This window comes from Alkalibacterium iburiense, from assembly GCF_039521845.1.
Taxonomy (GTDB): Bacteria; Bacillota; Bacilli; order Lactobacillales; family Carnobacteriaceae_A; genus Alkalibacterium; species Alkalibacterium iburiense.
Genome location: NZ_BAAACW010000046.1, coordinates 1 through 14891, shown reverse-complemented (window position 1 = coordinate 14891; position 14891 = coordinate 1). Strand labels below are relative to the sequence as shown.

The window sequence follows — 14891 nt, the reverse complement described above, 5'->3', positions numbered from 1 at the left end:
AACTTCGAATCTTCCTGCCCAGTAGTAATGTATTCATGAGTATGAGCTTCTATACCAGGTGTCACTCTAACCAATACATCCACTGTCTGGTTCATGGATGCCGTCAGTTCTTTTAGCATCTCAATTTCTCTAAAGTTATCTACTACGATACATCCGATTTTATAGTTTAAGGCTTCTTTTAATTCTTGATACGATTTGTTATTTCCGTGGAAATGAATTCTTTCTGAAGGGAAGCCCGCTTGTATAGCCAAGTAAAGTTCGCCTCCTGAAACCACATCTAATGATACATCTTCTTTTGCTAATAGTTGATACAGAGCCAGAGAAGAAAAGGCTTTACTTGCATAAGCGACTTGCGTTTTATTTTCATATGATTCAAAGGCTTTTTTAAAAGCTTGAATGTTGTCTTTAATCAGACCAATATCATACACGTATAAAGGTGTTCCATATTTTTCAACTAATTTTGTGGTGTCCACTTTTCCTATTTCTAAATGGTTGCTTTCGTTTACATTCATTCCTTTGATTAAACGTTCGTTGTATAAAGTATTCATATAGTCCCACTTCTCTATTAAAAATTTGACATAAAATGCGCATGCCTTAGAAAAATCATTCAAGAATATCATACAGATTAATGGCATAAAAATCAAACACCAGTCATAATCTCTTGCTTCTAACAGGCGTTTATTAATGACAAAAATGAGCGAAAGACAATTTCTTTCGCTCATTCCTTTCTTTACATTTTGGAAATGACTGATTTAACTAAAGATTTGAATGACTCTCTGACTCGTGTCGTTACTTCAACAACCTCATCATGATTCAGTGACTCCTGCATACCAGCGGCGTAGTTAGTGATGCAAGATATTCCTGCTACTCGAAGTCCCGCATGACGGGCGACAATAACTTCTGGCACAGTCGACATCCCCACTGCATCGCCACCTAAAGTACGTACCATTCTGACTTCTGCTGGTGTTTCATACGTTGGACCTGTCAGCCCCATGTATACTCCTTTTTTAATAGCAATGTCTTGTTCCTGTGCCGCTTCTTCAATTAAAGTTTGATACGCTTTATCGTAAGCTTGACTCATGTCAGTAAACCGAGGCCCTTGTGCATTATCATTAGGACCTAGTAAAGGATTGGCTCCAGTTAAGTTAATATGATCAGTAATAATCATAAGATCTCCTGGTGTAAAGGACTCATTGACGCCACCTGCTGCATTAGTCACAACAAGAGAGGTCACACCCATTGCTTTCATTACGCGTACAGGGAAAGTGACTTCTTTCAAAGAATACCCTTCATAAAAGTGGAAACGCCCTTGCATGGCTAAGACTTTTTTTCCACCTAAGCTTCCATAAACCAGTTGGCCCGCGTGACCTTCAACAGTAGAGACCGGGAATTCTGGAATATCTTCATATGGAATAGCTACAGCGTCTGTGGCTTCGTTTGCTAATTCTCCTAAGCCAGAACCTAAAATTAAACCAATCTCTGGCTGATCCATCCCATTATTTTTTAAATAATCTGCTGCTTTACTAATGGCCTCATTATATGATTGTGTCAATTCTCTCTTCTCCTTTTTTACTTCAATTTATCTAAGAAACTTTTTCCAAATCCAGTGCTCTCAACATTAAAGTTCTCCGCAATTGTTGCACTGATATCCGCGAACATTCCTTGTGGGAGAGCCTGCATTTCTTTTAACTTATGAGAATACACCAGTAGCGGAACATATTCTCTTGTATGATCGGTTCCATGATGAGTCGGATCGTTTCCATGGTCAGCTGTTAAAATCAATAAATCATTTTCTTCTAGTGCCTCGTAAATTTCAGGCAAACGTGCATCGAACTCTTCTAAAGCTTTTTTATAGCCTTCCACATCACGTCTATGACCATATAAAGCATCAAAGTCAACCAAGTTAGTGAAACTCAGTCCATTGAATTCTTTTTTCATGACTTCTAACAGCTTGTCCACTCCATCCATGTTGGATTGAGTACGAACCGTATCTGTAATGCCTTTACTATTAAAGATATCATCTATTTTCCCTACAGCGACGACATCTTTTCCGCCTTCTTTCAAATAATCTAAAACTGTTTTTCCAAAAGGACTTAAAGCATAGTCATGTCGATTACTTGTACGCGTAAAATTACCAGGTTCTCCTACATATGGACGAGCTATGATTCGACCAATCATATAAGGGTCTTCTTTAGTGATTTCTCTTACGTATTCACAAATCTCATACAGTTCTTCAAGAGGAATAATGTCTTCGTGTGCCGCAATTTGTAAAACGGGATCAGCTGATGTATAAACAATCAAGTCGCCAGTTTCCATTTGATGGGCACCATATTCATCTATGATGGCTGTTCCGGATGCTGGTTTGTTCCCAACAATTTTTCGTCCAGTGTGTTCTTCAATTTGTTGAATAAGCTCATCTGGAAACCCGTCTGGAAATACTCTAAAAGGCGTGTCGACATGTAGTCCCATAATTTCCCAATGCCCAGTCATGGTGTCTTTTCCTACTGATTTTTCTTCTAATTTAGTATAGTAGCCCTTACTTTGATCAACAGGATCTATTCCTTCCAAGGGAGCTATATTTCCTAATCCTAAAGCCTGCATATGTGGAAGCGTCAATCCTGCTTCTTCAGCGATATGGCCTAGTGTGTTTGAACCTTCGTCTCCAAATTCTTTGGCATCGGGTGCTTCTCCAATCCCTACTGAATCTAGTACTACGAGATGTATTCTATCAAATGTCATAAAATTTCCTCCTACTGTATTGTCATGCTTTCAGAATAATTCAGAGAACGCTTAATTGCAAGAATAGTCTCTGAATGAAGTGACTGGCACTCTGTCTAGGCTCTCGGATGATAAAGAGAGTACACATCCTTGAGACGGTGCTTCGTGATATGGGTATAGATTTGAGTCGTCGAGACATTTGAATGACCCAATAACTCTTGAACGACGCGTAAATCCGCCCCGTTTTCAAGTAGATGTGTTGCAAAAGAATGCCTTAAGGTATGAGGGGTAATTGTGTCACTTAATCCAGCTTCTCTAGCAATCTGTTTAATTTTTTTCCAAATTCCCTGTCTGGATAACGGCTTTCCTCTGGTATTTAAAAAGATAGCAGAGCTTTCTTTTGACGCTTTTTTAAGAAGTTCAGGTCTGGCAGTCGTTAAATAATAATCCAGCCACTTCGTTCCTATTTCTCCAATAGGAATAAGACGCTCTTTATTCCCTTTGCCTACTACTTGAATTAACTGCATAGAGAGATGGACATCATCTACTGTTAAATCAATTAATTCAGTAATTCTTAACCCTGTGGCGTATAACACTTCTAAGATGGTTCGATCTCTCACTCCCAGTACTTTTGAGGTATCTGGTGTTTGAATTAACTGATCGATTTGGTCCATGGAAACAATCTTAGGCAAAATCTCAGCTTTTTTGGGTGTTTTAACGTAAAGCATAGGATCTTCACTTGTATAATTTTCTTGCTTTAAAAACTGGTGAAATTTTCTAATACTTGAAAACATGCGGATAATAGTGTTATCAGCCTTATTGGCTTCTTTTTCTGCACTAAAATAATTTAGAAGAAGATAACGATCAATCTTCTTCCAATCATCAATATTATTCTTTTTTAGAAAGGTCAGGTAGTGTTCTATATCTCTTTTGTAACTTTCGACTGTGTTTTCGGCTAGTCCTTTTTCAACTTTTAAAAAGACAATGTAATCTTCAATCGGTGTTCTATCTAACATCCACATTTCCTCACTTTAATTAGCTGAACAGTTTCTGCAAATACCATGAAAGGTCAGTCTATGATCTTTGACCGTAAATTGATATTCCTTTTCAATTTCAATTTCAATTTCCAGCAACATATCATTTTTCACTTCTTCAATCTTCCCACATTTCAAGCATAGTAAATGATGATGCTGGTGTTTTTCATCATTCAGATTTAAATCATACCTGGCTATGCCATCCTGAAAAGTCAGTTTATTTATTATTTCTAAATCTGTCAAAATTTCTAATGTCCGATAGACAGTCGCTAACCCGATTCCCGTATTTTTAGATTTTACTAGCATGTAAATTTCTTCTGCACTTAAGTGATCCTTTTCTTTTTCTAAAAGAACTTCTACAGTCAACTCTCTCTGCGGAGTTAATTTTAAGCCAGCTTCGTGCAATTTCTTTTTGATGAGTTTAAATGAAGAGTCTAAATTATTCATACCGAACTCCCTTAAATTTGATGAGTAGATGAGTCTATATATTATTTATATGAGCAGAAATATACGTTCATTGTAATAATTATAAAATAATCTACTCAAAGACACAACCATATTTCTACTCGTCATCAGGGAATCTGACCAATTTAGTTCCTTGCTCATCCTGTTCAACTAAGCCTCTTTTCATCAACCTTCCAACAGCCCGTTTAAATTGACCTTTACTGATGCCAAATTGTGTTTTTATGAGATCGGGGTCCGTTTTATTATGAAAAGGAATGACATGGTTTTCGGCTCGTTTCAATACTTCTAAAAGCATCATCGCATCTTCTTCCATCACTTCATGAGCTCTTGGTTTTAAAGAGGTATATAAGACGCCATCTTCTCTTAGTCCAATGATACGGCCTTCTACTTTTTGACCCAACTTAGGCTCTTCTTCCCGTTCACTTGGATGAATAAAGAGAATATACTTATCTTCTGTTATGGCATACGTTCCACTTTTCTTAAGGGAGAAAGTAATACCTGACACATCATTATTATGCATGTCTTTTGTACCTAATTGATAGTCTTCCAGGAATTGCTCTTCATCTGCCAAGTGTCCCCATATACGGTCTTTTTCATCAACGGATATCGTAACGTACAATTGATTCCCTTCTTTGGGCCATAAACGTTTTTCAGTAGGCAATTCATCCATTGAAACCACGACGTCTTTATCTTCCCACCCAACATCAACGAATACTCCAAGATTGTGGCTTGTTTTTACAACTGTTCCCCAACCATAGGTGCCTTGCTTAATTTCAGGAATGGATGTACTAAAGACATGTTGATCTTGTTTGTTCATATAAGCAAACCCTGTCAAAGTATCCCCAATGGACACCTCTTCATCTGAAAGTACTTTGTAAGTGATGCCATTTTTTTGAACAAATACTTGTTTGTCATTCTTATCTGTTACCATTGCCGTTATTTCTGTTGCTAAATCTTTATTCATTCGTTTTCTCCTTTCATAAAAAAAGATGAGATAATGCAGGATTAGTTTCGAAGGCGTTTGAAAGAAACCCTGATATACTCGAATCCTAATTCTCATTATCTCATCTCATGTTTATCTATCTTTTAGTGTTAAAGTTCATTAAATTGCTGTTGTTGCACCACGGTAAATGATTCCACGTCTAGCATCTACAGTAATTAATTCATCTTGCTCAATTAATTCAGTTGCATTTTCAGCAGATACAATAACTGGAATACCCATTGCAATACCGATAACAGCAGCGTGAGAAGTTAATCCACCTTGCTCAACAACGATAGCTGCAGATTTTTCAATCGCAGGCAAGTAATCTTTGTCTGTGTTCTTCACAACTAAGATTCCACCTTCGACAGCATTTTCTAATGCTTCTTCAGCAGATCCAGCTACTACAGCTTTTCCAATAACAGACTCAGACCCTACTCCTTGCCCGCTAGTCAACTTTGATCCAATTAATTGAATCTTCATGACATTAGTTGTTCCTCTTTCTCCTACAGGAACACCGGCTGTAATAAGGATTAAATCACCTTCTTTAGCGTATCCTTGTTCAACAGTTGTTTGTGTAGCTAAGTTGAACATGTCATCAGTAGATGTCGGTTTTTCAGAAACAGTTGGTTGTACGCCCCACTGTAAAGCTAATCCTCTAGCCGTTTCTTCAGAGAAAGTAACAGCTAAAATGTCTGCTTTAGGTCTGAATTTAGAGATCATACGAGCTGTATGTCCTGACTCAGTAGCCGCAACGATTGTGTTAATGTTTAAGTTTTTAGCTGTATGTCCAACGGCTTGTCCGATTGCTTCAGTCATGTCGTTTTGGTCATAAGCTTTCAATGAAAAAGCATCTTGGTTAACTAATGAAGCTTCTGTACGAATAGCAATGTTATACATTGTTTGTACTGCTTCAACAGGATAGTCTCCAGCCGCTGTTTCTCCAGATAACATGATAGCATCTGAACCGTCAAAAATAGCATTGGCTACGTCTGATGCTTCAGCTCTTGTTGGACGAGGGTTAACTTGCATAGAATCCAACATTTGAGTGGCAGTAATAACTGGTTTTCCAGCATTATTACATAAACGAATCATACGTTTTTGAACAATTGGAACATCTTCCGTTGGGATTTCAACTCCAAGGTCACCACGTGCAACCATGATACCGTCAGAAATAGCAATGATTTCTTCTAAGTTATCGACACCTTCTTGGTTTTCGATTTTCGGTATAATTTGTACATGCATTTTATTTTGTGATTCTAACATTTCAGTAATTTCTAAAACATCTGAAGGACGTCTAACAAAAGATGCTGCAATGTAATCCACATTATTATCTAAACCAAACTGAATGTCAGATCTGTCTTTATCAGTTAAGCCCGGTAAGTTAACAGCAACACCAGGTACATTTACACCTTTTTTATTTTTCAATACTCCGGTATTAAGAGCAACTGTGACAATGTCATTATTTTCATGATCAAGGTCTGTCACTTCTAAGTTGATTAATCCGTCATCTAATAAGATGTTTGATCCAGGTGTCACGTCATTGATTAAATCACTGTAAGTAACTGAGAAACGTTCTTTTGTTCCTTCAACTTCAGTCATTGATACTCTAACGGTATCTCCTTTAGTGATGGTAATCGCACCATCCACCATCGTGTGTGTTCTAATTTCAGGTCCTTTAGTATCCAACATGATACCAACCATTTTACCTGTTTGTTTAGAAGCTTCACGTATATTATTGATACGGTTTAGGTGTTCTTCGTGATCACCATGTGAAAAGTTTAAACGTGCAACGTTCATTCCAGCATTAATCAGCTTAACTAGCGTTTCTACTGTTTCACTTGCTGGACCAATGGTACAAACTATTTTTGTTTTCTTCATTTTATTACTCTCCCATTACAATTTTTTAATATGATGATTTAAAGGTAGTCTTTCTGTTTAGCTAAAAGCTAACAGATTAATTAGAAATCTCTTCGTTTAATGTATACAAGTCGAGATTTGGAGTGTGTTTCATATTATCTAACGTGTCTATAATATCATGCGCAATGATTTCTTCTTTCACAATCCCTAGACAGAGACCGCCTTTGCCTTGTTTTAATAAGTCAACTGCCTTAGCTCCAAATTGCGAAGCAAGAACTCTATCTCGTGCAGTAGGTGAGCCTCCACGTTGTACATGACCGAGTGTTGACACGCGTACATGAAAGTTATCAATAGCGTCTAGTTTTTCTGCAAATTCGTGTCCATTCATCACACCTTCTGCTAAAACTATGATTGTATGCTTTTTACCCTTTTCACGGCCTTCACGAATGTTCTCAGCTACTTGAGTGATATCAAACCCTTTTTCAGGAATGATAATTTGCTCTGCTCCACTCGCTACGCCTGTCCATAAGGCAATATCTCCAGCGTCTCTTCCCATTACTTCAATAACAAACGTTCGAACATGGGATGTAGCTGTATCTCTTATTCTATCAAGCGCTTCTAGGACGGTGTTAATAGCCGTATCGAAGCCGATTGTATAATCCGTTCCAGGAATATCATTATCAATAGTACCCGGTAAACCGACACATGGGAAGCCATGCTTCGTTAGAGCGTAAGCTCCTCTATAAGAACCATCTCCACCAATAACTACAAGTCCTTCAATTCCGAACCGCTTCATTTGTTCGATTGCCTTTAATTGCCCTTCTTCAGTCGCAAACTGAGGATAACGAGCCGAATATAAAAAGGTTCCACCTCTTTGAATCATATCCCCTACATCTCTGCGAGATAATTTTCTAATATCTCCAGCGACTAATCCGGCAAATCCATAGTTAATACCATAAACTTCCATACCTTCGTGTAGTGATTTTCTTACAACCGCACGAATAGCAGCATTCATTCCGGGAGCGTCTCCTCCACTTGTTAGAACACCAATTCTTTTCATCTAAAATCCACCTTCTAATGCATTTATTCTAAAATTTCTTTACACATAGCGTAAAGATATGTAAAACACCTAAAGATAAATGACTGACACTCTAGATATTTTACTTTAAATCATCATTTAAATTTTCACCCATTTCTTATCTTATCACTTTTCACTTGAATTGTCTCATAAAATCGAATGAAATCCCATTTTAATGATTATTGTAGAATGACATTTGGCTTTTCCAATAGTTCATTTAACGTTTGAATGCATGATTGATTAGGCGACACATTGTAATGTTGTTTTAATTTTTCTTTTCTCTTTGATGTTTGGTCGTAAACGATGACAGGGGTCGCTCCTTTGTTTTTCTGCAACACAGTTAACACCTGTTCAAACAGATCTTTTTGTTCTGCTAGGTTGTTAAATCTGAGAAATAACCTTTCACTCTTTTTACTATCCGCTTCTTCAGACCATTTTATTTGTGAAATATCCTGTATTTTGGAGGTGAGAATGTTTAACTGCCCCTTCTTCCACTCTGATTTTCCTTCAAGTACGATTACAGCATCTTTTTGGATGAGTCTTCCATATTTTCTATAATCAGCGGGGAATAGAATACAGGTCGCTTCTCCGGTTGAATCCGAAATGTCTACGAAAGCCATCGGTTCTCCACGTTTTGTTTGAATCCTTTTTATGGCATTAACTAACACAATATGTGTTTTATATTGCCCTTCCACTGCCTCAAGAAGGAATGTTCCTTTGAGTTTTTCTTTCTCCCTTTGAAATTGTTCAGTAGGATGGCCAGAAAAATAAAAACCTGTTGCTTCCATCTCTTGATCGAGCTTTTCTTCTAAACTTAACTCATCTTTTCTATCATACCTTGGAGCTAAAGACTCAAACAGTTCGATATTCCCTTTACTCATTGTAACACTATCAATCATCGGTTCAAGCGAATGAATTAAAGTGTTTCTATTCTCAGCTAACTGATCAAAGCAGCCAGCATGTATAAGAGGTAAAATAGTTTGTTCTTTGCGCCAACGCTCATCGATTCGATTAATGAAAGTGAGTAAATCTTTATACGGTCCGTTTCTTTTTCTTTCATATAAAATGCTTTGTATAAAATCTTTTCGTAATCCCTTGACTACATTCAATCCAAAGTTAATTTCTTGATTTCTAACTGTAAAGTCCGCTTCACTTCTATTGATGTCCGGAGGTAAAACCTTTATCTGACGATTTCGAACTTCGAGCATATAGGTTTTTAACTTTTCTTTGTTATTTGCTGTAGCTTTCATAAGAGAAACATAAAAAGCAGCAGGGTAGTGAGCCTTGAAATATGCTAATTGGAAAGCCAGTTTTGAGTAAGATACCGCATGAGAACGATTAAAGCCATAATTAGCAAACCTCTCTATATGATTGTAAATGTCAGTCGCTGTTTCTCTAGTGTAGCCACGCTCCTTGGCCCCTGCAACAAACTGTTTGCGCCCGGCATCTATTTCTTCTTTAATCTTTTTCGATATCGCTCGACGTAAAATGTCGGCTTCTGCTAAAGAATACCCTGCAATCTTAGAAGCCACTTTCATCACTTGCTCTTGGTATATCATGACTCCATTGGTTACTTCTGTTATTTCTTTCAAATCAGGATGGAGATATTGAATCGGTTCCTTCCCTTTTTTTCTAGCAATGAACCGATCAATCTGTTCCATTGGGCCCGGACGATAAAGAGCATTAACAGCCACTATATCCTCAAATGAAGAAGCCCCTAATTTTCTTAATACATTCTGTATGCCACTCGATTCAAACTGAAAGATACCATTTGTATCTCCTTCCTCAAATAGCTTTAACGTTTCTTGGTCACTTAAAGAAATCGAGTCTAGCTTTTCTTTAATGGTTCCCGTCATTTCTGGCGTATTTGAAATACAGTCAGCTAGTATAGTTAAATTCTTTAATCCTAAAAAATCCATCTTTAATAGTCCAACAGTCTCAATATCGTTCATTGTAAATTGAGTGAGGGGAAGATTACTGCTTCCCTCTTGAAGCGCCGTTGAATATATCAGTGGGTCCTTAGATATAACCACACCCGCCGCATGAGTAGAAACATGCCTTGGAAGACCTTCTAAATTATAAGCGATTTTAAATAAAGTTTTATTGAATTCACTTTCTTCAATCAGCTCTTTCAGTGCTTTAGATTCTTTATAGGCTTTTTTTAAAGTCATACCTAATTGATTCGGAATAGCATTAGACCACTTCTTTAATGCCTGACTGTCTAGTCCTAAGACTCTTCCCGTATCTCTTATCGCCATTTTTGCCGCAAAAGTCCCAAAGGTAGCTATTTGAGCGACATGCTCTTTGCCATATTTATTGAGAACGTAATTTAATATCAAATCTCGCTTATTATCAGGAAAATCTAAATCGATATCTGGTAAAGAATACCGCTCCTCATTTAAGAATCGATCAAATAGTAAATCATATTCTATCGGATCAACATCAGTAATATTTAATACATATGAAACCAACGAACCAGCGGCTGAACCTCGACCTGAGCCTGTTACAATATTCTGTTTATGAGCAAATCGCATTAAATCCCATACAATTAAAAAATAATCTGCAAAACCCATCTTATTAATTATAGAGAGTTCTTTCTCCAGACGTTGAATATAATCTTCTGTGTAGTGAGGAACTTTCTCCTTCAGTTGTTTCTTAGAAAGATGAATTAAATAGTCTTCAGACGGTATGTTTTTAGGAGTAGTGTAATTTGGAAGGACTGTCTTCCAGTTAAACTCTATATTTATTTGGTCCGCAATGAGTATAGTATTTTCTATCGCCTCAGATAACTGATCAGTCTGATAAGTTTGAAGAAGTGCTTTTTTTCCCCTTAAGTAAAATTTGTTCTTACTGCTATCCAACTCTTCAAAAGTAACTGTTTCTTGTTCTTTGATTGCATGTAATACTTTCAAGGACCGAGATTCATCTTGACTTAATGAATAAACAGGTTCATTTGCTACTAGGGGTAAGCCATACAATTTTGAGAGTTCTGACATGTAAGCTAACATTTCCTCCGAAGAGTCCGATGCATCCACTCCCAAATAAACCAATTCATAGTCTTGACTTAAGACTTGTAAAAAAGCATCCCAAGCTTCCTCATTACTATCCATTCTATTTTCTGAAGAGATAATCGTTACCATATCTTTTGTTGAATTGGCTAGTTCATGCACCATAAACTTTTTAGAGTGAAGCATAATATCCGTAGATATGTCTAAAAGCTGCTGGTACCCTTTATTGTTTTTAGCAAGTAGTATAAGAGTCATGTTTTCTTCTGTGGACTCGTTAAGAAAAACATCCAGTGTTAAACCAATGATAGGCTTCATTCCCTGTTTTTTTGCCTCTTTATAAAATTCTACTGCTCCATGCATGACATTTTTATCTGTCAAAGCTATTGCTGGATACCCGTAGTCTTTTGATTTTTTAACTAAAGAAGGTATTGTAACTGTACTATTCAATAACGTATAGGAACTCATGACTTGTAAAGGTACAAAATCCATTTCACTCACCTCGACTCACTTTATAGACTTCTATTATACCATTTAATATGTATACTTAAAAACTCTCGATAAGGTGCTTTGGAAAGGGTATTCCCACACTTTATCGAGAGCTTTATTTTATCTAATACCTAATGCAATACGAGCATATCTACTCATGCGTGACGTATCCCACGCTGGATACCACACTAACTTCACATCTGTTTCAGACACTTCGGGCACTGATTTCATAGCGTTAAGAATATCTTCAGTAATGACATCGGCTAGAGGACACCCCATAGTCGTCAATGTTATTTTCATTTCGCAATATCCGCCACTAAAAACGTTCACTTCATAAACCAGTCCTAAATTGACAATATCAATACCTAATTCCGGGTCAATGACTGTTTCCATTGCCTGCATAATTCTATTTTTTATATCTTCAATTTCTTCTTCTGTCCATACAATTGTTTCTTCGCTCATAAAAAAATCCCTCCCTTACTCCTATTCATTTTAACACACAATTGCTCAATATTTAATTAATTATCTATTTAATTCGTGTCTATTTTGTTTCAGTTTTAATATGCGAAACTAAATATACTTTTACCGTCAGCTTTGATATACTTAGAAAAGGAGATTAAGGATGGGGGACATGATTGATGAAAAGAAAACTAATAGCAATAGATTTAGATGGAACTACACTAAATAATGAATCGAAAATAACCGACGAAACTTATGCGGTCTTGACGGATTTAAGAAAACAAGGACATATTGTTTCTATTGTAACAGGAAGACCTTATAGAAATAGCTATTATTATCACAAGGAATTGAACTTGGATACACCCATTGTAAACTTTAACGGTGCTTGGTGCCATAACCCCCTTGATAGGGATTGGTCTCATGCTTATCATAAATCGTTGAGTAAAGATTTAGCGTTATCCATGCTGTCTTTAAAAACAGATCCTGAGATTCAGTTAATTGCGGCAGAATCTAGAGAGCATATTTATATCGAAGGTGATTTTGTACCTTATCCAGATTTCTTTCCTGAAGGAATTGAAATAAGTAAAAAATTGTCTGATGAGTTTTTAACTGAGGATCCCACATCTGTTGGAATATTTACAGCGACGCAAGAAGCACAGCCCTATATAGAACAGAAGATAATTGATTTATATCACGACACTGTAGAGGTTAGAATGTGGGGAGGCACCACCCCTTGTCTCGAAGTCGTAGCTGCTGGTGTTCAGAAAGCTATGGGAGTAGAAAGAATTGCTGATTATTATGGCATTGAAAGAAAAGATATTCTTGCATTTGGGGATCAAGAAAATGATTATGAAATGATTCAATATGCCGGGCATGGAGTTGTCATGTCCAATGGGATTGATCGTCTTAAAGCAATTGCGGATGATATTACCACTAAAACCAATCATGAGAATGGTTTAGCGGAATATCTCCAGAGTTATTTTTCTTAAGGCATACAAAAACGACCAGTTTCTATAGCTGGTCGTTTTTCGCTTTATTTTTTATTCAATACGCCATCTTCCATAACATAAACACTATCACAATATTTAGTTAAACGTTCATCGTGAGTCACCATGATGGTAGCCTTCTTCTTGTTCTTAGTCTCATCAGCTAAAATTTCGACTACTTCAAAAGCTCTTTCAGAGTCTAGACTAGCCGTCGGTTCGTCGGCTAGAATAACAGAGGGGTTATGATAAAGAGCCCGCGCAATAGCGGCACGCTGTTTTTCTCCACCCGATAAATCTCCAGGGTACTTATCCTTTAGTTCTTCAATTTTCAAATCTCCTAATAAAGATTTCACATAATCATCATCTTGCTTGCTTCTTTCAATTTTATTAACCAGTTTTAACTGATCTTTTACAGTGAGGAAAGGAATTAAGTTTGAGGCTTGTAGAATGAACCCAATTTCTTTAAATCGCATTTCCGCTCTTTCTTTTTCCTCTAATTCACTAAATTTCTGATCGTTTATGAGAACTTTCCCTTCTGAAGGAGTCTGTAATCCACCAATTATTGTCAAAAGTGTACTTTTACCCGAACCACTAGGACCAATAATAGCTGCAAATTCCCCTTCTTCTACAGAAAAATTGGTTTTCTGTAGAGCTGTTACTTCTCTATTACCTTCACCAAACGTTTTAGATACTTCTTTTAATTCAATCAAAGTCATGTTCAATAGTCCCCCCCTAATCAATTGCCTCTAATGGATCAATTTTTACTACAGCTCTTACAGAAAAGAACGCACCTATTACAGCAAATAATATGAGTAACAATGTAATTCCTGCTAAAAATAAAATATTATCCTGATACGGAACTCCTGGTGGTAATAAGAAGCCAGTAGCTACAGTGAATGCTAAGCCTATTCCTACTCCAAAGGCTGTTAAAATGAAAGTTTGTCCAACAACCGATTTAGAAATATACTTAGAAGAAATGCCTTGTGCTTTCATAACCCCGAACATAGATGATTTTTGGATAGTTAAAACGTATATAAATATCCCAATTATCATGGCGGCTATTAATACTAAAAAACCAATCATTAAACCAAAGGTTAATAATTGCGCTCTATAACCTGGTAGTTCTAATATGAATTCATCTATCGAATATTTCTCTAAATCATCATTATTAATTTCGACAGAACCTGTATTTTCTCCATCATCTCTCACAACAATAGCACTGATAATATTATCTTCTCTTTCTCCAAACCCACTGGCACGTATCGTTTGATAGGTTTCATGATTAGAGTAAAGGACAGGAGCTACATTGAATTTTGAATCTTCAGTGAAGCCGGTTATAGTGACAGTAGAGTCTACACCGGCAACATCAATTTCATCACCGATTTCAAACTCTTCTTCCTCTTTTAGACTAATATCTGCAATGACTTCATTCGAATCTGAAAAAGCATCCCCTTCAATGACTTTGGGCATAATAAATTCTTCTTCATCAATTCCAAAGAAAGTGACATTGACCTTTTGATCTTCATCATTTTCCCCTTCAAGAGAAACACGATTGGAAGTCAATCCAAGAATAGCTGTTTCATTCGATTCAACATCATCTTGGTACTCCTTAGGAAACATAGACATATTGATATTCAAATTAGATTCGTCAGATAGGATGATACCGTCTGCTTCCCATTTATCTATACTTGTCCTGTTTTCCTCTGCTAGGCCATAGGCTAAACCAGTTAAGAAAAGAAAGGACTAAAGTAAGCGATGAATAGCTGAGCACCTACAAATATAAAATGGACACCTCTATACTGAGAGATGTCCGAAGAG

13 protein-coding genes are annotated in these 14891 nt (G+C 36.8%); 1 reads left to right on the top strand and 12 read right to left on the bottom strand.

What is annotated here, in order from left to right:
* The 10 genes from ABDZ53_RS03950 to ABDZ53_RS03905 all read right to left on the bottom strand — a co-directional run.
* Positions 1–548, bottom strand: a 548-nt coding sequence (locus ABDZ53_RS03950; RefSeq protein ID WP_425541672.1) for a diaminopimelate decarboxylase family protein, incomplete at its 3' end; no start/stop codon positions are given.
* A gap of 182 nt (positions 549–730) precedes the next feature.
* Positions 731–1552 (bottom strand): purine-nucleoside phosphorylase, encoded by an 822-nt coding sequence (locus ABDZ53_RS03945; protein ID WP_343754205.1) that lies wholly within the window; start codon positions 1550–1552, stop codon positions 731–733.
* A gap of 17 nt (positions 1553–1569) precedes the next feature.
* A complete protein-coding gene (deoB, locus tag ABDZ53_RS03940; protein WP_343754203.1) occupies positions 1570–2739 on the bottom strand; it encodes a phosphopentomutase in 1170 nt (389 codons plus the stop codon).
* Positions 2740–2834: 95 nt separating this feature from the next.
* The gene (xerD, locus tag ABDZ53_RS03935) at positions 2835–3734 is read right to left on the bottom strand and encodes a site-specific tyrosine recombinase XerD (protein WP_343754200.1); all 900 of its coding nucleotides are present in this window, start codon (positions 3732–3734) and stop codon (positions 2835–2837) included.
* A gap of 15 nt (positions 3735–3749) precedes the next feature.
* Positions 3750–4199 carry a ferric iron uptake transcriptional regulator gene (fur, locus tag ABDZ53_RS03930; RefSeq protein ID WP_343754198.1) on the bottom strand — a complete coding sequence of 150 codons (450 nt, stop codon included), beginning with the start codon at positions 4197–4199 and terminating at the stop codon, positions 3750–3752.
* A gap of 115 nt (positions 4200–4314) precedes the next feature.
* The gene (locus tag ABDZ53_RS03925) at positions 4315–5181 is read right to left on the bottom strand and encodes a CvfB family protein (protein ID WP_343754196.1); all 867 of its coding nucleotides are present in this window, start codon (positions 5179–5181) and stop codon (positions 4315–4317) included.
* 138 nt (positions 5182–5319) lie between these two features.
* Positions 5320–7077 carry a pyruvate kinase gene (gene pyk, locus ABDZ53_RS03920; protein WP_343754194.1) on the bottom strand — a complete coding sequence of 586 codons (1758 nt, stop codon included), beginning with the start codon at positions 7075–7077 and terminating at the stop codon, positions 5320–5322.
* 76 nt (positions 7078–7153) lie between these two features.
* Positions 7154–8116, bottom strand: a complete 963-nt coding sequence (gene pfkA / locus ABDZ53_RS03915) for a 6-phosphofructokinase (protein ID WP_343754192.1) — start codon at positions 8114–8116, stop codon at positions 7154–7156.
* Between the two features lie 197 nt (positions 8117–8313).
* On the bottom strand, positions 8314–11631 hold the full coding sequence (gene dnaE / locus ABDZ53_RS03910; RefSeq protein ID WP_343754190.1) for a DNA polymerase III subunit alpha: 3318 nt from the start codon (positions 11629–11631) through the stop codon (positions 8314–8316).
* 117 nt (positions 11632–11748) lie between these two features.
* A complete protein-coding gene (locus tag ABDZ53_RS03905) occupies positions 11749–12090 on the bottom strand; it encodes a metal-sulfur cluster assembly factor (protein WP_343754188.1) in 342 nt (113 codons plus the stop codon).
* Between the two features lie 176 nt (positions 12091–12266).
* Between ABDZ53_RS03905 and ABDZ53_RS03900 the strand changes: the two genes are divergently transcribed.
* Complete coding sequence (locus tag ABDZ53_RS03900; protein WP_343754186.1) at positions 12267–13076, top strand: Cof-type HAD-IIB family hydrolase; 810 nt, start codon at positions 12267–12269, stop codon at positions 13074–13076.
* Between the two features lie 44 nt (positions 13077–13120).
* Here ABDZ53_RS03900 and ABDZ53_RS03895 read toward each other — a convergent pair whose 3' ends face one another.
* On the bottom strand, positions 13121–13789 hold the full coding sequence (locus ABDZ53_RS03895; protein WP_343754184.1) for an ABC transporter ATP-binding protein: 669 nt from the start codon (positions 13787–13789) through the stop codon (positions 13121–13123).
* Positions 13790–13805: 16 nt separating this feature from the next.
* On the bottom strand, positions 13806–14699 hold the full coding sequence (locus ABDZ53_RS03890) for an ABC transporter permease (RefSeq protein WP_343754182.1): 894 nt from the start codon (positions 14697–14699) through the stop codon (positions 13806–13808).
* Positions 14700–14891 lie beyond the last annotated feature (192 nt).